The sequence below is a fragment of the Sphingomonas sp. 2R-10 genome (assembly GCF_030062225.1).
Lineage (GTDB): Bacteria > Pseudomonadota > Alphaproteobacteria > Sphingomonadales > Sphingomonadaceae > Sphingomonas.
Genome location: NZ_JASCXF010000021.1, coordinates 18490 through 42587, shown reverse-complemented (window position 1 = coordinate 42587; position 24098 = coordinate 18490). Strand labels below are relative to the sequence as shown.

Sequence of the window (24098 nt, the reverse complement as noted above, 5' to 3'; positions counted from 1 at the left end):
CGATACGCCGCTTCGACAAGCTCAGCGACTACTCAGGACGAACGGTTCCGTTCGAGGTCATCAGGCTCCTAGGGCCGATCGGCATTCAGCGAATTGGAGCGCCATCCAGCAGGATCAGGAGCCTTTCTGGTTCACGTACCCCCGCGCAGGCGGGGGTCCAGAGCCACCAATGTCGTCCTGCCGTTACTCTGGACCCCCGCCTGCGCGGGGGTACGGCCTGAATGTCGATCGGTCCTGGCGTACGGGACCGGATCAGAAGTTGACCGTCGCCCCGATCGCGATCTGCCGGCCCAGCGAATCGTACCGCGCCGGAATGGTGTTGTTGTAGGTCAGCGAGATGTCGCGCGATCCCGGCAGGATCGGCGGCGTCTTGTCGAACAGGTTGTTCGCGGAGAAGCGCAGCGTGAACTGCCGCCCGACCGCAAAGGTCGCCGCCAGATCGAAATAGCTGACCGGGTCGATGCGGTAGAAGGTCCGGCGTGCCCGCTCCGGGGTGCCGCCGACCGCCGGATCGCCCGAATTGTTGGCGTTGGTCAGCGACCCGACATAGCGCCAGTTGAACGACAGCGACGCGACCTTGTCGGGCGTGACATAGGTGGTGCGCAGCCCATGCGTCCATTCCGGGATCAGCTGGCCGCAGCCATTGGCATACAGCCCGGTGCAGTCGCGCTCGTCGCGGATCGGCGATTCCTGGTTGCCGGCCAGCGTCGTCCACGACCCGTTGAAGATCCAGTCGAGCGTCCCGTACCGGTCGAGCGGCAGGACATACTGCCCCTGGAAGTCCCAGCCATGCGCCTTGGTCTTGTAGGTGTTGGTCGTGCCCTGCTGGATATAGCCCGAGGTCGGGTTGCCACCCGGCGCGCTGTAGAGGATGCCGGTGGTCGGCGCGCGCACGATCTTGTCGCAGAAATACGCGTCGCCACCCGAATCCAGACAGCCATTCTGCCAATAGTCATAGGGCTGATACCCGATCGAATCGTCGATATCGATCAGGAACCGGTCGACCGAGAAGGTGAAGCCCGGCAGGAACCGCGGCTTCAGCACCACGCCGAACGTCTTGGTATAGGCGGTTTCCGGGTCGACGGTGAAACCGCCGGTGAACACCGTGCACTCGTCGTTCGGACAGTTCAGCGTCGGGCTGCCGTACAGCGAATCGGCGAGGCCGGTGGCACGGCACACCTCGATCGGCGCGCGCGGCGCGACGGTCCGGGTGATCGTCCGCGTCGGATCGGCGGGATCGGGCACCTGCACGGTGGTGGTGGCGCAGAAATCCTGCGACTGCGTCGCCCGGCCGTATTGGCGCTGCGTCGCCTGCCGGATCTCGATCACGGTCGGCGCGCGCTGCGCCTTGTTGAACGCACCGCGGAAGGTGATGTCGGCGATCGGCGCCCACAGCGCCTCGACCTTGTAGGTGCTGAACGTGTCGGGATTGGTGTCGTACTTCGACAGGCGATAGCCGGCGTTGACCTGCAACAGGTGGGTCCACGACTGCTTCTCGACGATCGGAACCTGGACCTCGACGTTCGCTTCCTTGACGCTCTGGCGCAGCTGGAAATTCTCGCCGCCATTCTGTTCGCGGAAGATCGCATCGGCGGTGCTGAGGAACCGGTCCTTGCGATATTCGGCACCGATGGCCAGCGCGATGCCCTGTTCGGCCCATGGCGCGGTGATGCCATATTCGCCCAGATCGCCCGACAGGCTGGCGACCACGTCGAACAGCTGGGTGATGTTGCCCTGCGTGCCGTCGCGGCCGCTGAACAGATAGTTGTAGAGCGCGGTATTGTTGTTGTTGGCGGTGAAGGCGTCGAAGGGCACGCACGACGGGTCGGTGCCGTTGACCACCGACTGGCAGGTCGGGGTGCCATTGACGTTCACCACGTTCAGCGCGCGGTTGACCTTCGCATATTCCGGGAACGGCCCGAACGTCACGTCCTGCTGGCTGCGCGAATAGACGCCGGCGACGTCATAGCTCCACGCCTGCGCGAACGTGCCGCGCACCCCGCCCACCGCACGGAAACCGCGATTGTCATAGGTGTCGGGCGAATAGGGCAGCGCGTTGAAGCGATAGCGCACCTCGACCGGCAGCAGCGTCGCCGTACCCGCCGCGGTGCCGCAGACCTGCGCCTGCTGGGCGGCCGACATCAGCGGGTTGTTGCAGTTCACGCTGAACGGCGGCTGGCCGTACGCGGTGTAGCTGAGCACGCGCGAGGGATAGCGGTTGTACGACTTGTCCTTGAACCACAGGCCGTTGGCATACAGCTCGACCGCGTCCGACAGCTTCAGCGTGACGAAGCCGCCCGCGTTGATCCGGTTGCTTTCGCGCTGGTACGAATATCCGTCATACGGATTGGCCTGGATGCCGACGCCGAACGGCACGAAGGTCCGGCTGCCATCGGCGTTGTTGGCATACACGTTGCCGTTGTTGGTGCCGCCGCGCGGGCTGATATAGCCGAACTGCGTATAGGTCGACGTCGCGCAGCTCAGCGGGCCGTCCTGCGACGCTTCCTGCAGATAGCAGGCCGAGGTCGAGCGCGAGTCATAGGGGACGAGGTCCGACTGGCGATAGTTGACGAAGCCGGTGACGTTCAGCCGGTCGTCGAAGAACGACTTGCCCGCGGTCAGCGTCAGGTCGACGCGGCCGCCATCGTTCGTCAGCCCGCGCGGCGACTGGAACCCGGCGCGGGTCGCGATCGGGGTCAGCAGGTTGTCGGTGTTCTGGTGACTTGAAGGCTCGCTTGACTACCCACAAACCGTATGCGAAATTAATTTCGTGTTGTTTCATAGATTCAGCACATCAGTTCGTTTTCGTAATAAATGAATTTTTACTTCACTATGGAGAGAAACGAGATGATGAGCTTCACTAAATTATTCATTTCGAGCGCCCTACTTAGCCTAACTCTAGCGCAGTCCTTTGCGCAGACGCCGGTTCAAAGTTGCAGAAATGAATGTCTTAACAGACACTATCGTGTAAGACAGGCATGCAACGGATCGTCAAATCCCGGTCGCTGTTATGAACTTGCTCAAGTTGAACTTCAGAATTGCAATCTGGAATGCCTGGATTTTCCTGCTCCGCAGCAGGCCACAAAGAAGGAATAACACTTTCAATTCTAGCAGGCATTCAATTCTTACCAAGTTCTAATCTGCACATTGCCTTCCGCGATAAGCATATAAAATCTGTAAGTGCTGGCGAATTTGGCAGGCATGGCACGGTCTGCAGGGCGCGCGCAAAGGAAAAGCGCGCGTCCAACCACTATTAAATTAGCAAATGCAGCACGTTGGGACCAACCTGCGCAAAGGCGCGGACACCGGGCAGCGTGACGCCTTCCAGCATCCGCGGCTCGCGCAGCTCGACGCGGATGCGGCCGGCGAGCGGCCGGACGCCGACGATGCCCCCGGCCCCGCCCAGCGCCGCGACCAGATCGGGCGATAGCTCGACCGAAGCCGGAGCCTGCGGCCCGGGCGCGGGCGCGGGCGCGGCGACGACACCGGCGGCGGTGGCGGGTGCGCCGATGCCGGCTTCGCGGATTTCCTCGGCGACCTGATCGGCGATCGGGCCGACGATGACCTGCACCGCACGGTCCGACGGCCGCAGCACGCCCATCGCGCCCAGTGCCTTCAGAGCCGCTTCGTCGACCAGCGCCTGGTCGGCGACGACCAGCCGCAGCCGGGTGGTGCACGCGCCGATGCTGGTCAGGTTGGCGCTGCCGCCCAGCGCCGCCAGATAGGCGCGACCGCGCTCGCCCGCCACCACCGGACCGCCGGCGGCCATCGGTGCGACACTGGCGTCGCGACCCGGGGTCTTCAGGTCGAACCGGACGATGAAGAAGCGGAACACGCCGTAATAGACCGTGAAATACACCGCGCCGACCGGCAGCAGCATCAGCGGCCTGGTGGCCTTGCCATAGTTCAGGACATAGTCGAACAGCCCGGCCGAAAAGCCGAAGCCCAGCCGCACGCCCAGCGCGTCCATCACCGCCATCGACAGGCCGGTCAGCACCGCGTGGATCGCGTAGAGGATGGGGGCGAGGAACATGAACGAGAATTCGATCGGCTCGGTCACGCCGGTCAGGAAGCTGGTGAGCGCGAGGCTCAGCAACATGCCGCCCACCGCCTTCTTCCGGTCGGGCAGGGCCGACCGGTACATGGCGAGGCACGCGGCGGGCAGGCCGAACATCATGACCGGGAAATACCCGGCCATGAACGCGCCCGCGCCCGGATCACCGGCGAAGAAGCGCCGCAGGTCGCCGGTGGTGCCGTTGAAATCGCCCAGCACGAACCACGCGACGTTGTTCAGGATATGGTGCAGCCCGGTCACCAGCAGCAACCGGTTGAACAACCCGAATCCAAACAACCCAAAACTCCCCGACGCCACCAGACCGCGGCTGGTCAGGTCCAGCGCGGTGCTGATGCCGGAGAAGCTCAGCCCCACAACCACCGCGATGGCGATCCCCGCCAGCCCGCTGACGATCGGCACGAACCGCCGCCCGCCGAAGAAGGCGAGATATTCAGGCACCTTGATCGTCGCGAACCGGTTGTAGAAGCTGCCGCCGATCAGGCCGGAGACGATGCCGATCGGCACGTCGAGCTTGGCGAACGCCTTGGCCTTCCACGCTGCCGACAGCGTCGCCGCGGTCGCTTCGTTGAACCCTCCCGTGACGTCGGCCGGCACCGTCAGGAACACCGGCCCGCCATTCTTGACGACCAGATAGCACACGACCCCGGCAAGGCAGGCCGCGCCATTGCCGTCACGCGCGATGCCGCAGGCGACGCCGATCGCGAACAGCAGGCCCAGATTGTTGAACAGCGCGTCGCCCGCCGCCGCGAGAAGCGCGATGTCGAGCAGGTCGGGCTGGCCGAGGCGCAGCAACAGCCCCGCCACCGGCAGGACCGCGATCGGCAGCATCAACGCCCGCCCGATCGGCTGTAGCATTTCGACGATCGACCTCATGCGGCAACCTCCAGCAGAAATTCGCGGACAATCGTCCGCACCTCGCGCGGCGACGCCGCCGCCAGCGCGCGGGTCGCCAGCGCGTGGCAGGCGCGGGTGTCGAGCGTGCGCACCAGCGCCTTTAGTTCGGGTACGAACCGCGGCGACGCCGACAATTCGGTCACGCCCAGCCCGATCAGCAGCGGCACCGCCAGCCGGTCGGACGCCAGCCCGCCGCACACCCCGACCCAGCGCCCGCGTCGCTTCGCCCCTTCGGTGGTATGCGCTATCAGTTGCAGGACGGCCGGATGCAGCCCGTCGATGCCGCTGGCCACCGCCGGATTGCCGCGATCCATCGCCAGCGCATATTGGGTCAGGTCGTTGGTCCCGATCGACAGGAAATCGGCATGCGCCGCCAGCGTCGCGGACGTGACCGCCGCCGCCGGGGTCTCGACCATGATGCCGACCTCGATCCGCTCCGCGATACCCAGTTCGCCGCGCAGCCGGTCGACCACCGCCCGGACGGCGGTGATCTCGTCGACGCTGGCGACCATCGGGATCATGATGCGGCATTGCCCGACCGGACGGACCGACAGGATCGCGCGCAGCTGGGTTTCGAGGATCTCGGGCATGGCCAGCGCCACGCGGATGCCGCGCAGGCCCAGCGCCGGATTCTCCTCCGCCGCGATCGGCAGATAGGATGCCGGCTTGTCGCCGCCGATATCGAGCAGGCGGACGATCAGCGGCCGCCCCTGCAACGTCGCGGCGATCGTGCCGTACAGCGCCGACTGTTCGTCCGCATCGGGCGCGTGCTCGCGGCCTAGGAACAGGAATTCGGTGCGCAACAGCCCCGACCCCTCCGCTCCGTTCGCCATCGCGACCACCGCATCCTCGGCCGAGCCGAGGTTCGCGAACGCCTCGATCCGGACGCCGTCGGCGGTGACGCAGGTCGCTTCGGCCTGTTCGAGCGCGGCAGCACGCGCGGCGGCGCGCGCCCCGGTCTGCACGCGCGCCTGCGTCAGCGTGGCGTCGTCAGGGTCTACATGCACGACGCCGCCATCGGCATCGAGGATCAGCGTTGCGCCATCCGCGATCGCACCGGCCGCGGCCCCGACCGCGACCAGCGCGGGCAGCCCCATCGTCGCCGCAAGGATCGCGACATGTGAGGTCGGCCCGCCGCGTTCGACGACAAGGCCGACGACGCACGCCGGGTCGAGCGCCATCACCTGCGACGGCAACAGGTCGTCGGCGATCAGGATCGTGCCCGGCGGAAAGCTGCTCTCCTCCTCCGCCGCTCCGGTAAGTTCGCGCAGCACCTGCCGTTCGAGGTCGAGCAGGTCGTCGGCACGCTCGGCCAGCCGGGCATCGCCCAGCCCGCGCAGCGTCGCCGCCTGCGCCCGCGTCGCGCCGCGCCACGCATGGCCGGCATCGCGCCCGGCCGCGACGTCACGCCCGGCAGCCTCGCGCAGATCGGGATCGTCGAGGAACGCGATATGCGCCGCGCGGATCGCCGCACCCGCACCCGCGCCGTCCTGCGCCCCCAGCCGCTCGCGCACCGCCGACAGCGCGCTGTCGAGCCGTGCCGCCTCGACCACCGCCCCCTGCCCATCGACCGGCACCGCGATATCGGCGACGCGCAGCCAGCGCGCGGACCCGATCGCATAGCCGGGGGCCGCCAGCGTACCCGCCAGTTGCCCGGCCGGCAGGTCGGCGAGCGGCGGCGGCGGCGGCGCGACGACCGGGACGACGGGTGCGGCGGTCGCGCCCTCGCCCATGCCGCCCTCGATCAGTTCCACCAACGCGGCGACGGCGGCCTCGGCGTCCACACCGCTCGCGATCACGGCTACCGTGTCCCCGCAGCCGACGCCGAGCCCGAGCAGCCCGACCGCGCCGGTGGTGCGCGCCTCGGTCCCGTTCCTCGCCAGCCAGCTGGTCGCCGAAAAGCCGCGCGCGACCTCGCCGATCCGCGCCGCCGGGCGGGCGTGGATGCCGTGCGCCAGCGGCACGCGCACCTCTCGCACCACGCGGTCGCCGGTGTCGCCCGCCGGTGCCGCCGCGCTACCCGCCAGCGGTTCGAGCGTCAGCAGCGCATCGCCGACCGCAACGATCCGACCGCCGATCCGGTCGGCAATCCGAAACCGGTCGCCATTGGTGACGATCATCGGCGTCATCAGCGACGGCGCGGCCTGCACCAGCGCGTCGAGATCAAAGCCGATCAGCGGCTGGCCGCGCGTCACCCGGTCGCCGACCGCGACCTTCGCCACGAAACCATCGCCGCCCAGCTGCACCGTGTCGATGCCGATATGGATCAGCAGCTCGACCCCGCCCTCGCCGCGCAACGTGATCGCATGGCCGCCGGCGTGCAGCGTCAGCACCGTCGCGTCGCACGGCGCGTGCAGCATCGTCCCCAGCGGATCGATCGCCGCCCCGTCGCCCAGCATCCGCCCCGCGAACACCGCGTCCGGCACATCGTCGAGCGCCGTCGCCCAACCGTGGAGCGGCGCGGTGAGCTGGATGGCAGTCATGAAGGCCCCTTCAAACGCAAATGGCTCGGACATCCCTGGGGTGCCGGGCCGGAAAAGTTTCAGACGATGCGGTTGCCCGCGATCCACGTGCCACGCACGCCCAGGTCGCGGTCCAGCCACACGAAATCGGCGCTGTGGCCGACATCGATCCGGCCGATGCGGTGCGACAGCCGCAGGAACGCGGCCGGGTTGGCCGACGCCATCGCCACCGCATCCTCGAACGCCACGCCCAGCTGGTGGGTGTTCGCCACCGCGGTCGCCATGTCGAGGTCGCAGCCGGCCAGCGTGCCGTTGGCATCGACGCACACGCCGTTCTCGACATGGATCGGCTGGCCGTTCAGGACGAAGGTCTTAGTTGCAGCGCCCACCGTCGGCATCGCGTCGGTCACCAGCATGAACCGGTCGATCGGCCGCGCCGCCAGCGCCACGCGGATCGCGGCCGGGTGCAGGTGTGCGCCGTCGACGATCAGCCCGGCATAGACCGACCGATCCTCCAGCACCGCACCGACCACGCCCGGATCGCGGTGCCGGAGCGGCGACATCGCGTTGTAGAGATGCGTCACGCCGCGCGCGCCCGCATCGATCGCCGCGCGCGCCTGTTCATAGGTCGCGTCGCTGTGACCGATGCTGACGATCACCCCCGCCGCGACCAGCCGCTCGATCGCCGCCACGTCGTTGCGTTCGGGCGCCAGTGTCACCATCACCACGCCCTTGCGCGGGCGGGTCAGCAGCTCGATCGCGACATCGTCCAGCGCACGGAAATGGTTCGCGTCGTGGATGCCCTTGCGCGCCGGGTTCAGGAACGGCCCCTCGACATGGATGCCGACCACGCCGGGCACGCCCTGTTCGATCGCGGCATCGACCGCGTCCAGCCCGGCGGCGACCACGTCCAGCCGGTCGCTGATGAGCGTCGGCAGGAACGCCGTCGTGCCGTATCGCGCATGGGCCGCGCCGATCGCGGCGATGCCCGCGACGGTCGGTTCGTCGTTGAACAACACCCCGCCGCCGCCATTGACCTGCGTATCGACGAAGCCCGGCACCAGCCAGCCGCCGTCCAGCTCGACGACCTGCGCATCGTCGCCGGCATGGAAGTCGGCGATGACGCCGTCCACGACCCGGATCGCGCAGCTGTCCTGCATGCACTGGTCGGCAAGCACGCGCCCACCGCGAAAGACGAAGCTGCTCATCGGGTTTCCGTGACCTTGCGCAGGTGCGGCGGCTGATCGGGGTTGAGGCCTCGGCGCAGCGACACCGTATTGACCATGCGATAGAAGCTCTGGATCATCAGGATGGGTTCGATTGCGGGATGGGTGCGGATCGCCGGCGGATGACTGTCGCCGTTCGCCGCGTCGGCCAGATGCACCGTCGCACCGCGTGCCGCGAACTCCGCCGCCGCTGCGCGGACGTCGTCGCCGGCATCGTCCGACGTGGCAAAACCCAACAGCGGAAAGCCGTCGTTGATGATCGCCATCGGCCCGTGGCGGACCTCGGCGCTGCTGAACGCCTCGGCATGGAGTGCCGAGGTCTCCTTCATCTTGAGCGCCGCTTCCTGCGCCACGCCGAAGCTGTAGCCGCGCCCGATCACGAACAGGTTGCGGGCATCCACCAGCGTGTCGGCGACCGGCGTCCAGTCGAGGTCGAACGCCGCCTCCAGCTGCGCCGGCAACCCGTCGAGCGCGGCGAGCAGTTTGCCATCCTCGCTCCAGTGCGCGGCGATTGCGGCGAGGCCGGCGAGCGAGGCGATGAACGACTTGGTCGCCGCGACCGACGTCTCGGGCCCGGCCGACAGCGGCAGCACCGTGTCGGCCAGCGCGGCCAGCGGCGAATCCTCGACATTGACCAGCGCCACGACGCGCGCGCCCGCCGCCTTGTAGCTTTCGACGGTGCGCAGCAGGTCGGGGCTGCGGCCCGATTGCGACACCGCGATCACCAGCGCGTTCATCCGCTCCATCCGCGTCGCATAGACCGACGCGACCGACGGCGCGGCGCTGGCGACCGGCACGCCGCACAGCGTCTCGACCAGATACTTGCCATAGGTCGCGGCATGGTCCGACGACCCGCGCGCGCAGGTGACGACCAATGCGGGCGGATCGGCGCGCAGCGCGGCGCCCAGCGCCGCCAGCGCCTGCCGGTTGCGCGACAGGAAGCGCGCGACCGACGCACCGCCCTCCCCGGCTTCGCGGTGCATCGCGGTGGAATCGGCGGCGACCGGCATCGGCGCGGCCTGAACGGTGGACGTCATGAACCTCCTCTTGGTCCCGGCCTCAGCGCCGGATCAGCTTGCGTTCAGTTCGGCGACGACGTCGTACGCATCGCCGCGATAATAGGATTGGGTGAATTCGACCGTGTCGCCATCGGCCAGGAAGCCGCGGCGCTCGATGAACAGCCCGGCATGGCCGGTCTCGACGCCCAGCCGCTTCGCCTGTTCGGCGGGAAACGCCATGGCCCGCAACCGCTGCAACGCCCGCACCGGACGACATCCGGCCGCTTCCAGCGCGGCATAGAGCGAGTCGCCGACCGCATCGACACCGGGCAGGCAGTGTCCGGCGATCGTCGCATATTCGACCGCCATCGGCACGTCGTCGGCAAAGCGCATCCGCTGGAACCGATAGACCGGCCGACCCGGCGACAGCCCCAGCGACATCGATTCCTCGGGCGTCACCAGCCCGGCCGATTTCGACACCCATGCGCTGCTCGGCACCCGCCCGCGCGCGACCATGTCCTCGGAAAAGGACGACAGCTTCGAAAAGCTCTTGTCGACGCGCGCCGCGACGAACGTGCCGGCACCGCGGCGACGCACCACCAGCCCCTCGTTCGCCAGCCCCTCGATCGCCTTGCGCACGGTGATGCGCGACACGCCATATTCGGCGGCCAGATCGCGCTCGGGCGGAATGGCGTCGTCCTGTTGCAGGATGCGTCGCTCGATCGCGGCCCGGACCAGCTGCTGCAACTGGACATAGAGCGGCGCATGCGCGTCGTCGCGGAAGCCCCCGACCCGGTCCGAAAACGCCTCGCCCACCGGCGACGGCACGGGGACGGCAGCAAGGGCGGACGGGCTCGGCATGACGCTGTGGATAGGTAGCTTTTTGGTATTAATCAACGAGGATTTTCGTACCATCGGACGGCAAGATTCGATGCCGTTCCTGCCCGACGATGGCGGATTGGACCGCTCCGCTGCGGCGGAACGCGAACCAACGACGGAACCAGATGATCCGACGAGATATCGTAGACGGCGCATTTATATTATAATTGACCCCGCCCAAACTATATACTTCCTTCGTTTTGCGTTCGATTTCGCATTAATTTCTCACCAGTGCATTCTCTTTTCATTTTTATGTAGATTTTATGATGAGGATTGGTCACATTGTATTCGACCAGAACGAGCCTGCATGGTGCCTATATGGCACCAATGCTGGACGCATGTCGTCTCGCCCGTCGCGGCAACATTGGGGAGGCGCATTTCGCGCCCGAGAGTAAGGGGTAGGGTCCATGGCATTTCCGCGTTTCGCTTATCTAGCCTCCACCGCGCTGGTCGCGATCGCCGCGCCGGCGTTCGCGCAGGAAGCGCCCACCGCCACGCCGCCGTCCTCGGCCAATGCCGAGAATGCCGACCAGGCCGAACCTGCCGGATCGGATGACAGCATCGTCGTGACCGGCATCCGCGGTTCGCTGCGCAACGCCATCAACGTGAAGCGGCAGGCGAACGCCGTCGTCGACGTCATCTCGGCCGAAGACATCGGCAAATTCCCCGACCGCAACGTCGCCGAATCGCTCTCGCATATCCCCGGCGTCTCGATCGACCGCCGCTTCGGCGAAGGTGAGAAGGTCGCGATCCTCGGCACCGACCCGGCGCTCAACCGCATGCTGCTCGACGGCCACGCGCTCGCCTCGGCCGACTGGGGCGGCAACGACAACGATCCGTCCAGCCGTACCTTCAACTATTCGCTGCTGGCGCCCGAGCTGGTCGACCGCCTCGAAGTGTACAAGTCGCCCGAACCCCGCATCGAGGAAGGCAGCCTCGGCGGCACCGTGATCGTGCGCACCCGCCGTCCGCTCGACCTCGCCGCCCATTCGGTGTTCGCCTCGGGCGGCTATTCGTACAACGACCGCGCCGACAAGGGGAATATCCGCGGATCGGGCCTGTACAGCTGGAAGAACGATGCCGAGACGTTCGGCGTCCTCGTCGCCGCGACCTACGACAAGCAGAACCTGACCCGTGCGGGCGTCGAGTTCTTCGGCTATCAGAGCGGTGCCGACTTCTTCCAGAAGAACGACGACGGCAGCGTCCGTCGCGATGCGTCGGGTCAGGGCATTCTGCTGAACCAGGCGGCGACGATCACCGGCGGCACGAAGAACGACCTGATCAACGCGGTCGCGCCGTTCGGCATCAACTACGCCTATTTCCAGCAGACCCGCGAGCGCGCCAGCGTGTCGGGCACGGTGCAGTTCCGCCCGGTCGAGAATCTGACCTTCTCGCTCAACGGCCTGCACATCGACGGCCAGTACAACAACTACAGCCAGTCGATGTACACCATCCCCGTCGCCTGGACCGGCAGCGTGCTGCAATCGGCGACGCTCAACAACGGCGTCGTCACCGCCGCCAGCTTCGGCGCAGCGCCGAACCAGAGCGCACAGCTCGACACGCTGGTCCGCCGCACCTCGCTCAAGACCGACAACATCAACCTGTTCGCCGACTGGGAAGGCGATGGCGGCGCCAAGGTGTCGTTCGCCGGCGGCTGGTCGAAGGCGACCGGTGGTCGCAACCCCGAATATCTGTTCAACGTGCAGACCCGCCTGCCCTTCAGCTATTCCTTCACCCCGACCTCGGCCGAGGTGAACTTCGTCGGCGACCTGACCAACCCGGCCAATTACTTCACCAACCCGAACAACAACCCCGCCCAGATCGAAGGCCGCCCGGTCCTGACCGCCAGCGGTGCGCAACTCGTCGCTGCGCAGATCGGCGGGCTCGACTACAGCGTGACCACCGACCGCGACGTGTTCGGCGGTTTCGATGCGACGATCCCGGTCTCGTTCGGCGGCTTTACCGAGATCATGCTCGGCGCCCGCGTGACCGAACACGTCAACCGGGTCGATGCCCGCGGCATCAACACCTATCTGACCAGCTCGCGTCTCGGATCGCAGCTGGGCGTCGACACGACCTCGACCCCCGACGGCACCTTCTCGGGCAGCGGCGGCAGCGGCAACGCGACCAAGTATCTGAACCTGTCCGAACAGGCGGTGATCGACATTCTGGCGGGCGCGATCAACAGCCCGCTGGTCAACAAGATCGGCGCCTCGACACGGGTGAAGGAAACCGTCTCGGCGTCGTACATCCAAGCGAATTTCGACCAGGACGGCTGGCGCGGGAACATCGGCGGTCGCCTCGTCTACACGCAGGACGTGTCCAACTACGCCACGACGCTGAGCAATACGGTCAATCCGCAGCCGGTGCCGACCACGACCGCCACGGACTATCTGAAGTTCCTGCCGAGCGTGAACATCGCCTATTCCTTCTCGCCGCAGTTCATCGTGCGCGGCGCGGTGGCCAAGGTGATCTCGCGTCCGCGCTATCAGGATCTCGCGGCGGCGACCTCGCTGAACGACATCACGCTCGACGGCGGCGGCGGCAACCCGAACCTGAAGCCGTATGAATCGACCAACTACGAACTGACCGCCGAATGGTATCCGCGCCCCGGATCGCTGGTCGCGGGCGAACTGTTCCGTCGCGAAATCAGCAACTACATCATCAACACCCGCACCAACCAGGTGTTCTTCAATTCGCTGCAGAACCGGCTGACGACCTACAACGTCAACCAGCCGATCAACGGCGGCAAGGCGACGGTGAACGGTGCGCTGATCTCGGCCCAGAGCGAAATCTGGGGCGGCTTCGGTATCCAGGCGAACTATTCGTACCAAGAAAGCTCGACCTCGTCGGTCGACACGACCGGTGCCGAACTGAACCTGCCGTACCTGTCGAAGCACACCGTCAACGTCATCCCGTATTTCGAAAGCGGGATTTTCCAGACGCGGCTCAGCTACAACTACCGCTCGAGCTATTTCCGCACGATCGGCCGCCTGAATTCGCGCGAGATGGTGGCACCGTACAGCCAGCTCGATCTGTCGGCGTCGGTCAACGTGACGCCCAAGATCGCGCTGACGGTCAACGCGCAGAATCTGCTCGACGAGACCTACTACCAGTATAACGCGACCCGCGATCGCCCGACCGCCTTCTACAAGAACGGTCGTACCTTCGCGGCCAGCGTCGCCTTCCGGCTCTGATGCCGACAGGGGAAGCCACGGGCGCGGGGGCCATCCGGACGGATGGTCGCCGCACGCGCGGGCTTCCCCGACACGGCGTACCGGCGGCCCGTGGCTGCGCCGTGTCCGGCCCCGGCATTGCCGGGGCCGTTTTTCGTTCGGGCCAGTAAACGTATACGACACGGTCGCACCGGCCGGTCGAACAGGGGAGTATCGCGTGAAGCATCGTCTGACCTGGGCAGCACTGGCTGCCGCTACGGCCATCGTCGCACCGGCCGCCGCACAGACCGCACCGCTCCTGCCCCTGCCCGCGCAGATGACGCCGGCGGCGGGATCGATCACCATCGCCGATGGTGCGGGGATCGTCGCCGCCACGGGAGACGCAGGCGCCACCGCCGCCGCGCGCCTGCTGGCCGAGCGGGTGAAGACCGATCGCGGGCTGACGCTGACCACCGCGCCGACGGGCCCGATCGCCTTCATGCGCGACGCCGCCATCGCCGGCGACGAAGCCTATCGCCTGACCGTCACGCCGACAGGCATCGTCATCGCCGCCAGCGGCGACCGCGGGCTGGTGTGGGGGGCGATGACGCTGGCGCAGCTGCTCAGCCCCGACGCGAAGTTCGGCCGGCCGGTGCGCGTCGCCGCGACGACGATCGACGACGCGCCGCGCTTCCGCTGGCGCGGGCTGATGGTCGACGTCACGCGCTCGTTCCAGCCGATCGACACGCTCTACCCGGTCATCGACACGATGGCCGCGCAGAAGCTGAACACGCTGCACCTCCACCTGACCGACGATCAGGGATGGCGCGTCGAGATCAAGCGCTACCCGAAGCTGACCGAGATCGGCGGTTTCCGCGAACAGGCGGTGGCCGGCGGCGGACCGGGGCCGAAGGCCGGCGGCTTCTACACGCAGGACGAGTTGCGCAAGCTCGTCGCCTATGCCGCCCAGCGCGGCATCACCATCGTCCCCGAAATCGACATGCCCGGCCACGCGCAGGCAGCGGTCGCGGCCTATCCGGAGGAAGTCGGCGTGCTGGGCGACCGCCCGCCGGTCGGCCATGACTGGGGGGTCAATCCGTGGCTCTTCTCCCCTAGCCCACGCAGCATGACCTTCATCAAGAACGTGCTGGACGAGCTGATCGACATCTTCCCGTCACAGTTCATCCATGTCGGCGGCGACGAGGCGGTGAAGGACCAGTGGCAGCGCTCTCCGCAAGTCCAGGCGCAGATGAAGGCGCTGGGCCTCAAGACCGAGAACCAGTTGCAGGGCTGGATGATCTCCGAACTGGGCAAGCATCTGGCATCGCGGAACCGCCGCCTGATCGGCTGGGACGAAATCCTCGAGGGCGACGTCCCGACCAGCGCGACCGTCATGTCGTGGCGCGGCGAGGCGGGCGCGGTGGAAGCGGCGAACAAGGGGCATGACGTGGTCATGTCACCCGCGCCGAACCTGTATCTCGACAGCCTGCAGTCGTCGGCGCCCGACGAGCCGCCGGGGCGCATCACCTTCCAGACGCTGGAAATGGTCTATGGCTATGAACCCGTCCGCCCCGGCGTGACGGCGGAGGCCGCGGCGCATGTGCTGGGCGCGCAGGGCAATGGCTGGTCCGAATATCTGGCGACGGCGAAGCAGAAGGAACACGCCACCTTCCCGCGCCTGTCGGCCATCGCGGAGTTCACATGGAGCCCGCGCGACAAGCGCGACTGGAAGGGGTTCGTCGAACGCCTCCAGCCGCAGATGCTGCGCTATCAGCGACAGGGGATCGCCGCGGCAGACAGCGCCTTCGCCGTCACCTATGCGCTTTCGGGCACGAAGGGCGACGTGCTGCGGGGCAAGTCGTCGAAGCTCACGCTGACGACGCAGACCGGCGCAGGCACGATCCGCTACACCACCGACGGCAGCCGGCCGACGCCCCGTTCGCGCGCCTATGCCGCGCCGATCGCGCTCAAGCCGGGGCAGGTCGTGACCGCCGCCGCCTTCGCGAAGGACGGCCACGCCCTTGCCACCCCGCGCGCGTTCGACGCGACGCGGCCGGCGCTGCTGCGCGCCACCGGATCGGCGGATGTCGTGGCGTGTCCCAAGGGGGCGCTCGGCCTGCGCGTGCCGCTGGTGTCGGGACAGGTCGGCGACGCGCCGGCGTACAACGTCAACACCTTCGACACCTGTACCCAGGCGCCCAGGATGCCGCTCGACGTGGCGCAGGCGTTCACGGTCACCGTCGCCCGGCTGCCGCGCCATTACGGTCTGGCGCATGACTTCCGCGCGCTGCGCGGGCATTTCGCGGTGACCCAGCATGGCGAGCTGGTGATGCGCACCGGCGGATGCACCGGCACGATCGCCGCGACCTTCCCGCTGCCCGACCCGGACACCGCGCCCAACCGGTTCACCTTCACCGGCACCTTCGCCCGGCAACCGGGCGACAGCGACGTCTGCCTGCAATTCACCTCCCCGCTATCCGACCCCTATTACACGGTCGATACGCTGCAACTGGAAGACGCGAAGTGAAGCCTGCCCTGTTCCTGCTGCTCGCCGCCGCCCCCGCCGCCCTGTGGGCCGCCCCGCGCGAGACCGTGACGCTCGACAAGGGGTGGCAGGTGCGCCTCGCCCCCGGTGACGCCGCCGCGAAGGACCATCCCAGGGCCGCCCGCTGGCTGCCCGCCAGCGTGCCCGGCTATGTCCAGACCGACCTGATCGCGGCAAAGGTGACGCCCGATCCGTTCCTCCGCCTGAACGAAGCCACGATCCAGTGGGTCGGGCGCAGCGACTGGGAATATAAGGGCACGCTCAACGCCAGCCCCGCGCTGCTGGCGCGCGGCCATGTCGACCTCGTGTTCGACGGGCTCGACACCTTTGCAGAGGTGTTCGTCAACGGCACGAAGCTGCTCGCCGCCGACAATGCCCATCGCCGCTGGCGTGCCGATGCGAAACCGCTGCTGAAGGCCGGCGCGAACGACATCCGCATCGCGTTCAAATCGCCGCTGGGCGTGCTGAAGCCGATGGTCGCCGGGCTCGAGAACCCGCTGCCCGGCGAATATGATTCGACCGCGGGCGACGAGCCCGAGGCGCGCCAGACCTCGCCCTATATCCGCAAGCCCAAATACCATTACGGCTGGGACTGGGGTCCCCGCATCCTGAACGTCGGCCCCAATGGCGCGGTGAAGGTCGATGCGTGGGACGATGTCCGCATCGAGATCCTGCGCGTGCAGCAGGAGGCGGTGACCCCCGCCGAGGCGCGGCTGTCCGCCGACGTCACCATCGTCGCCGATCGCGCCGCGACGGTACAGGTCGATGCGATCGTCACCGGTCCCGACGGCACCGCCGTCCGCGCCAGCCGCAGCGTCGCGGTGGTCCCGGGTGAGAACCGGGTCAGCGTCCCCGTCGCCATCGCCAGTCCGAAGCTGTGGTATCCCGCCGGCTATGGCGCGCAGCCGCTCTACACCGTCGCCACCGAAACCCGGCTGGACGGGGAAGTGGTCGATCGGCAGCAGCGCTCGACCGGCATCCGCACCGTCGAACTGGTCCGCGAAAAGGACGCGATCGGCCGCGGCATGCTGTTCCGCATCAACGGCATTCCGGTGTTCGCCAAGGGCGCGAACCTGATCCCGTTCGACAGCTTCGGCCCGCGCGTCACCGACACGTACATGGCGAAGATCCTGTCCGACGCCAGGCGCGCGAACATGAACATGCTGCGCATCTGGGGCGGCGGCATGTATCTGCCCGACAGCTTCTTCGACACTGCCGACCGGCTGGGGCTGATGATCTGGTCGGACTTCATGTTCGGCGGCGCGATCACCCCCTACGATCCCGATTATCGCGAGACGGTGAGGATCGAGGCGGAGGAACAGGTCGACCGGGTGCAGGCGCATCCCTCGATCGTGCTGTGGTCGGGCAACAACGAAGTGCTGTCGGGCTGGGAAGGCTGGAGCGACCGCACCGCGTTCAAGAAGCGGGTCGGCGCCGACGAACAGGAACGCATCGGCGTCGGCATGGCGATCCTGTTCGACCGCGTGCTGCGCGACGCCGCCGAACGCCGCGACGCCGACGTGCCTTACTGGCCGGGCAGCCCTAGCGCCAATTACGAGGGCAAGCCCGATCAGGACGCCAATGGCGACCGCCATTACTGGGACGTATGGGGCGGCAAGAAGCCCGCTACCGCCTATCTCGACAGTTGCCCGCGCTTCATGTCCGAATATGGATTGCAGGCGATGCCCGACATGGCGACCATCGCGAAGTTCGCCGATGCGAAGGATCTGGCGATCGATTCGCCGGTGATGACCGCGCACCAGAAATTCCTGAAGGGCGCCGGGCAACAGCGGCTGCTCGACTATATCCGCATGCGCTACCGGGAGCCGCGCGACTTCGCCGACTTCGTGTACCTGTCGCAAGTGATGCAGGCCGACGGCATCCAGCTCGGTGCGCTCCACCATCGCGCCTGCCGCCCGGTGACCAGCGGCACGCTCTACTGGCAGTTGAACGACGTGTGGCCCGGCGCGTCATGGTCCAGCATCGACTATTATGGCCGGTGGAAGGCGCTGCACTTCGCCGCGCGGCGGTTCTTCGCGACGCTGGCGGTATCGGCGGGCCGCCGCGAGAACGGCACGACCGAGGTGTCGCTGATCTCCGATCGCACCGTGCCGGTGGCGGCGCGCTGGCGGGTGCGGACGGTCGATGTCGACGGCCGCGCGACGATGGCGCACGACGCAGCGGTGCAGTTGCCCGCGCTGTCGGCGACCAGGGTCGCGACGCTGACCGACGCCGATCTGTTCAAGGGCGCCGACCCGGCACGCAGCGTCGCGGTGGTCGAGCTGCTGGTCGACGGGCAGGTCGCGTCGCGCGCGCTGGTATCGGCGCTGCCCGAAAAGGCGATGGCGCTGCCCGATCCGGAGCTGACGACCCGCTGGTCTGTGGTCGACGGCAAGCCGGCGCTGACCGTCACCGCCAAACGCCTCGCCCGCGCGCTGTGGATCGGCTTCGGTACGCTCGACGTGCAGGCATCCGACAATTTCCTCGACCTGCTGCCCGGCGAAAGCGTGACGGTGACGATCGAGGGCAAGGCGTCGGCCGGGGCATTAAAAAAGGCGCTGCGGCTACAAACGCTGGGGGCCGGCAAATGAGCATCCTCCTCGCGCTGCTCGCCGGTGCCACCGAGCCCGATCCGCAGATCGCCGCGACCATCGCGGCGATGACCCCGGCGGAAAAGGCGGCCCAGTTGCAGAGCACCGCCCCGGCGCAGGGCGACGTGCTGCCGGCCTACGACTATTGGAACGAGGCGCTGCACGGCCTCGCGCGCAACGGGGTCGCCACCGTGTTTCCGCAAGCGATCGGGCTGGCGGCGACGTGGGACGCACCGCTGATGGAGCGGATCGGCACCGTCGTGTCGACCGAGGCGCGCGCCAAATACAACGCGCTGCCGGGCAAGGACCGGCGGCGCTACGAGGGGCTGACGATCTGGTCGCCCAACATCAACATCTTCCGCGATCCGCGCTGGGGCCGCGGCATGGAAACCTATGGCGAGGACCCGGTGCTGACCGGCGCGATGGCGGTCGGCTATGTCCGCGGGCTGCAAGGTCCCGACCCGCTGCAACCGCGCGTCATCGCCACGCCGAAACATCTGGTCGCGCATAGCGGGCCGGAGGCGGGCCGCGACGCGTTCAGCGTGCAGACCGCACCCTATGACATGGAGGCGACCTACCTCCCCGCCTTCCGCCGCGCGCTGACCGAGGGCAAGGCGCAGTCGGTAATGTGCGCCTATAACAGCGTCCACGGCGTGCCGGTCTGTGCCGCCGGCTGGCTGTACAACGAACGGCTGCGCCGCGACTGGGGCTGGAACGGGCTGGTCGTGTCGGACTGCGACGCGATCGGCAACATCGCGCATTACCAGCGCTACGCCCTCGACAACGCGGCCGGCTCCGCCGCCGCGATCAATGCCGGCATGGACCTCAATTGCGGCTCGGCTTACGCGGCGCTGCCGCGTGCGCTGGCGCGCGGGCTGACGACGCAGGCGGTGATCGACCGCGCGCTCACCCGCACCTTCGAGGCCCGCAAGCGGCTGGGCGATGCGTTCGGCGCGAAGAGCCGCTGGGACGCGATTCCCGCCGGCGCGCTCCACACCCCCGCCAACCGCGCGCTGGCGCTGGAGGCGGCGCGCAAGTCGCTGGTACTGCTCCAGAACAATGGCGTCCTGCCGCTGAAGCGCGGTGCGAAAATCGCGGTCGTCGGCCCCAATGCCGACAGCCTCGACGTGCTGGAGGCCAATTACAACGGCACCTCCGCCGATCCGGTGACACCGCTCAAGGGGCTGAGCGACCGGTTCGCGGTATCCTATGCGCAGGGGTCGACGCTGGCCGACGGCGTGCCGCTGGTCGTGCCGCAAACCGCGTTCGGCGCGGGGCTGAAGGCCGAGTTCTTCGCCGATCCGGCGATGACCGGCACCCCGGTCCTGACCCGCACCGACCGCACGATCGATTTCAACTGGGCGCGCACCAGCCCTGCCGCCAACCTGCCGGTCGACCGCTACGGCGTGCGCTGGTCGGGCACGCTGACCCCGCCGGGGCCAGGCCGCTACACGCTGCGCATCGACATCAACCGCTGCTGGGACAAATGTTCGGGCCGCGACAGCGTGAAGCTGTGGGTCGACGGGCGTGACGTACTGACCGCCACCGGCACCACTGCCGCCGTCGAAGGCGCCGCCAACGACAGCAAGTCCGAACGGATGGAGGCGGTGTTCGACTTCACCGACGCGACGCCCAAACCCTTCCGCCTCGACCTGACCCATGCCAGCACCGACGACAGCATCCGCCTGACATGGATCGCGCCCGCCGATCCGCAGCGCGCACAGGCCGTCGCCGCCGCGCAACAGGCAGACGCCGTCATAGCGTTCGTCGGCCTCTCCCCCGCCGTCGAGGGCGAGGCGCTGCGCCTCGAAGTCGCCGGCTTCTCGGGCGGCGACCGCACCGACATCGCGCTCCCCGCCGTGCAGCAGCAACTGCTCGAAGCGGTCAAGGCATCGGGCAAGCCGCTGGTCGTCGTCCTCCTGTCGGGCAGCGCCGTCGCGATGGAATGGGCCACGCGAAACGCCGACGCGATCGTCGCCGGCTGGTATCCGGGCGAGGTCGGCGGCACCGCGATCGCCGATGTGCTCGACGGCACCGCCAACCCCTCGGGCCGCCTGCCCGTCACCTTCTATGCGAAGACGAGCGACCTGCCCGCCTTCGTCGATTACAACATGAAGGGCCGCACCTATCGCTATTTCGACGGCACCCCGCTGTGGGGCTTCGGCCATGGCCTGAGCTACACCAGCTACGCCTATGCGCAAGCGAAGGCCCCCGCGACGCTGACCGCCGGCCAGCCGCTCACCGTCACCGCGCGCATCACCAACACCGGCAGGCGCGCCGGCGAGGAAGTCGCGCAGGCCTATCTGATCGGACCGCCCGCGCTCAACAGGATCGGCGCGTGGAACGACCCCGTCCTGCGCCACAGCCTCGCCGGTTTCCAGCGGGTGGCGCTGAAACACGGACAGGCCAGGACGGTGACCTTCACCCTCGACCCGCGGATGCTCAGCACCGTCTCGCTCGACGGCACGCGGGCGGTGCGCCCCGGTGCCTATCGCCTGTTCGTCGGCGGCGGCCAGCCGGGCAGCGTCCCCGGACAGGAAATCGCCTTCACTATCACCGGCACGCAGGAGTTGCCGAAATGACCATCCTTTCCCGCCGCGCGCTGCTGGGCGGCACCGCCGCGCTCGCCTTCATCGACGCGCTGCCGGTCGGCGCGGCGACCACCGCGCCCGCCCGCCCCGACCTGTTCATCGGCACCGGCGGCGACGGCCACACCTTTCCCGGCGCGACGATGCCGTTCGGGATGGTGCAGCTGTCGCCCGACACCGACACCGCGCGGTGGGCGACCTGTTCGGGCTATCACAAGGACGACACGTCGATCCTGGGGTTCAGCCACACGCACCTGTCGGGCACCGGCATCGGCGACATGCTCGACGTGCTGGTCGTGCCGACACGCGGGCCGGTGCTGCTCGACGGCGGCCCGCTCGACGATCCGGACAAGGGCTATCGCCAGCGCTTCAGCCAAGAGGTCGCCGAACCCGGCTATTACGCCGTCACCCTCGAAAGCGGGGTCCGGTCCGAACTGACCGTCACCGACCGCACCGGCATCCACCGCCACCGCTTTCCCGCCGGCACCGGCCATATCCTGATCGACCTGTCGCACCTCGTGCTCGAAGGGCCGAACCAGCGCCCCTATATCGACGAGGCCGCGCTGACCCTCGAACCCGATGGCAGCATCACCGGCACGCGCCGGGTGTTCCGCTGGGCCAAGGGGCGCCGCATCTTCTTCGCGATGCAGTTGTCGCGCAAACCCGACCGGGTCGAGTTCTTCGGCGACGCCGACACACCCGCCGGCAACAGCGGCGTCACCGGCAAGCGGCTGAAGGCCGTCCTGCATTACGACGACGCCGGTGCCGCACCGATCGTCATCCGCACCGGCATCTCGGCGGTCGACCTGCCCGGCGCGAAGGCGAACCTCGCCGCCGAGGCGAGGCACTGGGATTTCGACCGCTATGCCCGCGCCGCACGCACGGCATGGGCGCGCGAGATGGACCTGATGCGCTTCGAAGGGGGCACGCCGCAGCAGCGCACCGTCGCCGCCTCCGCGCTCTATCATGCCTCGATCGGCCCGACGCTCTTCTCCGACGTCGACGGCCGCTATGTCGGGCTGGACCGCAAGGTCCACACCGTGCCGAAGGGCGAGACCGCCTACAGCGCCTATTCGCTGTGGGACACCTATCGCGCCTTCCACCCGCTCCAGACACTGATCCGCCCCGACCTGACCCGCCGGTTCGTCGGCGACCTGATCCGCCAGACGCAGCAGAGCCCGTTCGGCCCGCCGGTCTGGCCGTTGCAGGGGGTGGAAACCGGGACGATGATCGGCTGGCACGCGGTCCCCGTCCTCGCCGAAGCCCGCGCCAAGGGGGTGCCCGGCGACTATGCCGCGGCATGGCCCGGCGTGCGCAAGCGCTCGTTCGACTGGACAACCCCCAATCTCGACAACAGCATCGGGGTGCAGGTCTATGACGAACTGGGCTATGCGCCCGCCGACCGCATCTTCGAAAGCGTGTCGAAGACGCTCGAATATGCCTATGACGACTATGCCGGCACGTTCATCGCCGATGCGGCGGGCGATGCTGCCGGCGCGGCGCGGCTGCGCAGGCGTTCGGGCAACTGGCGCAACGTGTTCGACGCGAAGCTGGGCTTCGCCCGCGCGCGGCTGGCCGATGGCAGCTGGGCCGAACCCTTCGCGCCCAACGGCATCGGCCATATGAAGAAATGGCGCGACTATACCGAGAGCAACAGCTGGCAGGCGACCTTCCTCAACCAGCATGACATTTACGGGCTGATCGCGGCGATGGGCGGCGATGCCGCGTTCGAGGCGAAGCTGGACGGGCTGTTCAACGCCTCGTCCGAACTGCCCGCCGACGCGCCGCCCGATATCTCGGGGCTGGTCGGGCAGTACGCGCACGGCAACGAACCGAGCCACCACGTCGCATACATGTATGCGTACTGCGGTGCCCCGTGGAAGACGCAGGCGATGGTCCGCCGGCTGCTGACCGAAATGTACCACGACCGTCCCGACGGCATCATCGGCAACGACGATTGCGGCCAGATGAGCGCATGGTATCTGCTCTCGGCGCTCGGCTTCTATCCGGTCGATCCGGTCAGCGCGACCTATGTGCTCGGCTCCCCGCTGTTCGACCGCGCGACGATAGCGGTCGGCGGCGGCCGCAAGCTGGTGGTGGAGGCGCGCGGCAACGCCCCCGACCGCCCCTATGTCCGGTCGGTGACGTGGAACGGACGGCCATGGACCAGAAGCTGGATCGCGCATGCCGATCTGGCGAAGGGCGGGCGGCTGGTGTTCGAAATGTCGGCGACCCCGAACAAGGCGTTCGGCCGCGCGCCAGAGGATCGCCCCGGCCGCGCATGATCGTCGTCGCGCTCCTCGCCACCGCCGCGCCGCTGACGGTGTCACTCGACGCGGCGTGTGTCGTCGGCACCGACCCGGCAGCGCAGGTGCTGCGCGAACGGTTGCAGGAGCGCGGCGCGGCGTGCCCGTCCGCCGCGTCGTTCCGGCGAAAGCCGGAATCCACGGATGGGGAAACGGCCGCGAAGGATTCGGGAGCCCCCGACACGATGGATTCCGGCCTGCGCCGGAATGACGAAGGGGCGGGACGGGCGACGACCCAACCGCAATCGTACCCCCGCGCAGGCGGGGGTCCAGAGCCCAGCAGACCAGACGGTTGCGCCAGTGGCACTGGATCCCCGCCTGCGCGGGGATACGCAGGATGCAACTCCGCCGTACCCCGGCGAAGGCCGGGGTCCAGTTG

12 protein-coding genes are annotated in these 24098 nt (G+C 68.0%); 6 read left to right on the top strand and 6 right to left on the bottom strand.

Annotated features, from left to right (window positions below):
- Positions 1 to 252: 252 nt before the first annotated feature.
- Positions 253 to 2412, bottom strand: coding sequence for a TonB-dependent receptor (locus QLH51_RS11260; RefSeq protein ID WP_125658943.1), 2160 nt, complete (start codon positions 2410 to 2412; stop codon positions 253 to 255).
- Positions 2413 to 2566: 154 nt separating this feature from the next.
- On the opposite strand from QLH51_RS11260, the gene QLH51_RS11255 reads away from it, so the two are divergent.
- On the top strand, positions 2567 to 2722 hold the full coding sequence (locus QLH51_RS11255) for a hypothetical protein (protein WP_206429090.1): 156 nt from the start codon (positions 2567 to 2569) through the stop codon (positions 2720 to 2722).
- Positions 2723 to 3253: 531 nt separating this feature from the next.
- Here QLH51_RS11255 and nagE read toward each other — a convergent pair.
- The 5 genes from nagE to QLH51_RS11230 are packed head-to-tail and all read right to left on the bottom strand — an operon-like array spanning position 3254 to position 10516.
- Positions 3254 to 4948, bottom strand: a complete 1695-nt coding sequence (nagE, locus tag QLH51_RS11250) for an N-acetylglucosamine-specific PTS transporter subunit IIBC (RefSeq protein ID WP_125658946.1) — start codon at positions 4946 to 4948, stop codon at positions 3254 to 3256.
- Entirely contained in the window at positions 4945 to 7452 is a 2508-nt protein-coding gene (gene ptsP, locus QLH51_RS11245) for a phosphoenolpyruvate--protein phosphotransferase (RefSeq protein WP_125658948.1), read from the bottom strand. Before ptsP ends, nagE begins: the two co-directional genes overlap by 4 nt.
- Before the next feature lie 59 nt (positions 7453 to 7511).
- Positions 7512 to 8639, bottom strand: coding sequence for an N-acetylglucosamine-6-phosphate deacetylase (gene nagA / locus QLH51_RS11240; RefSeq protein WP_125658951.1), 1128 nt, complete (start codon positions 8637 to 8639; stop codon positions 7512 to 7514).
- Positions 8636 to 9694: an SIS domain-containing protein gene (locus QLH51_RS11235; protein WP_206429091.1), complete on the bottom strand. Its 1059-nt coding sequence runs from the start codon at positions 9692 to 9694 to the stop codon at positions 8636 to 8638. The genes nagA and QLH51_RS11235 overlap by 4 nt, the downstream gene beginning before the upstream one ends.
- Before the next feature lie 33 nt (positions 9695 to 9727).
- Complete coding sequence (locus QLH51_RS11230; protein ID WP_125658953.1) at positions 9728 to 10516, bottom strand: GntR family transcriptional regulator; 789 nt, start codon at positions 10514 to 10516, stop codon at positions 9728 to 9730.
- A 425-nt stretch (positions 10517 to 10941) separates the two neighbouring features.
- Between QLH51_RS11230 and QLH51_RS11225 the strand changes: the two genes are divergently transcribed.
- From QLH51_RS11225 to QLH51_RS11205, 5 genes are all read left to right on the top strand, one after another.
- A complete protein-coding gene (locus QLH51_RS11225) occupies positions 10942 to 13731 on the top strand; it encodes a TonB-dependent receptor (protein ID WP_125658956.1) in 2790 nt (929 codons plus the stop codon).
- Between the two features lie 196 nt (positions 13732 to 13927).
- Complete coding sequence (locus QLH51_RS11220) at positions 13928 to 16216, top strand: family 20 glycosylhydrolase (protein ID WP_125658960.1); 2289 nt, start codon at positions 13928 to 13930, stop codon at positions 16214 to 16216.
- The gene (locus tag QLH51_RS11215) at positions 16213 to 18825 is read left to right on the top strand and encodes a beta-mannosidase (RefSeq protein WP_125658963.1); all 2613 of its coding nucleotides are present in this window, start codon (positions 16213 to 16215) and stop codon (positions 18823 to 18825) included. The genes QLH51_RS11220 and QLH51_RS11215 overlap by 4 nt, the downstream gene beginning before the upstream one ends.
- Positions 18822 to 21407 (top strand): glycoside hydrolase family 3 C-terminal domain-containing protein, encoded by a 2586-nt coding sequence (locus tag QLH51_RS11210; RefSeq protein ID WP_125658966.1) that lies wholly within the window; start codon positions 18822 to 18824, stop codon positions 21405 to 21407. The genes QLH51_RS11215 and QLH51_RS11210 overlap by 4 nt, the downstream gene beginning before the upstream one ends.
- Entirely contained in the window at positions 21404 to 23698 is a 2295-nt protein-coding gene (locus QLH51_RS11205; protein WP_125658969.1) for a GH92 family glycosyl hydrolase, read from the top strand. The genes QLH51_RS11210 and QLH51_RS11205 overlap by 4 nt, the downstream gene beginning before the upstream one ends.
- Positions 23699 to 24098 lie beyond the last annotated feature (400 nt).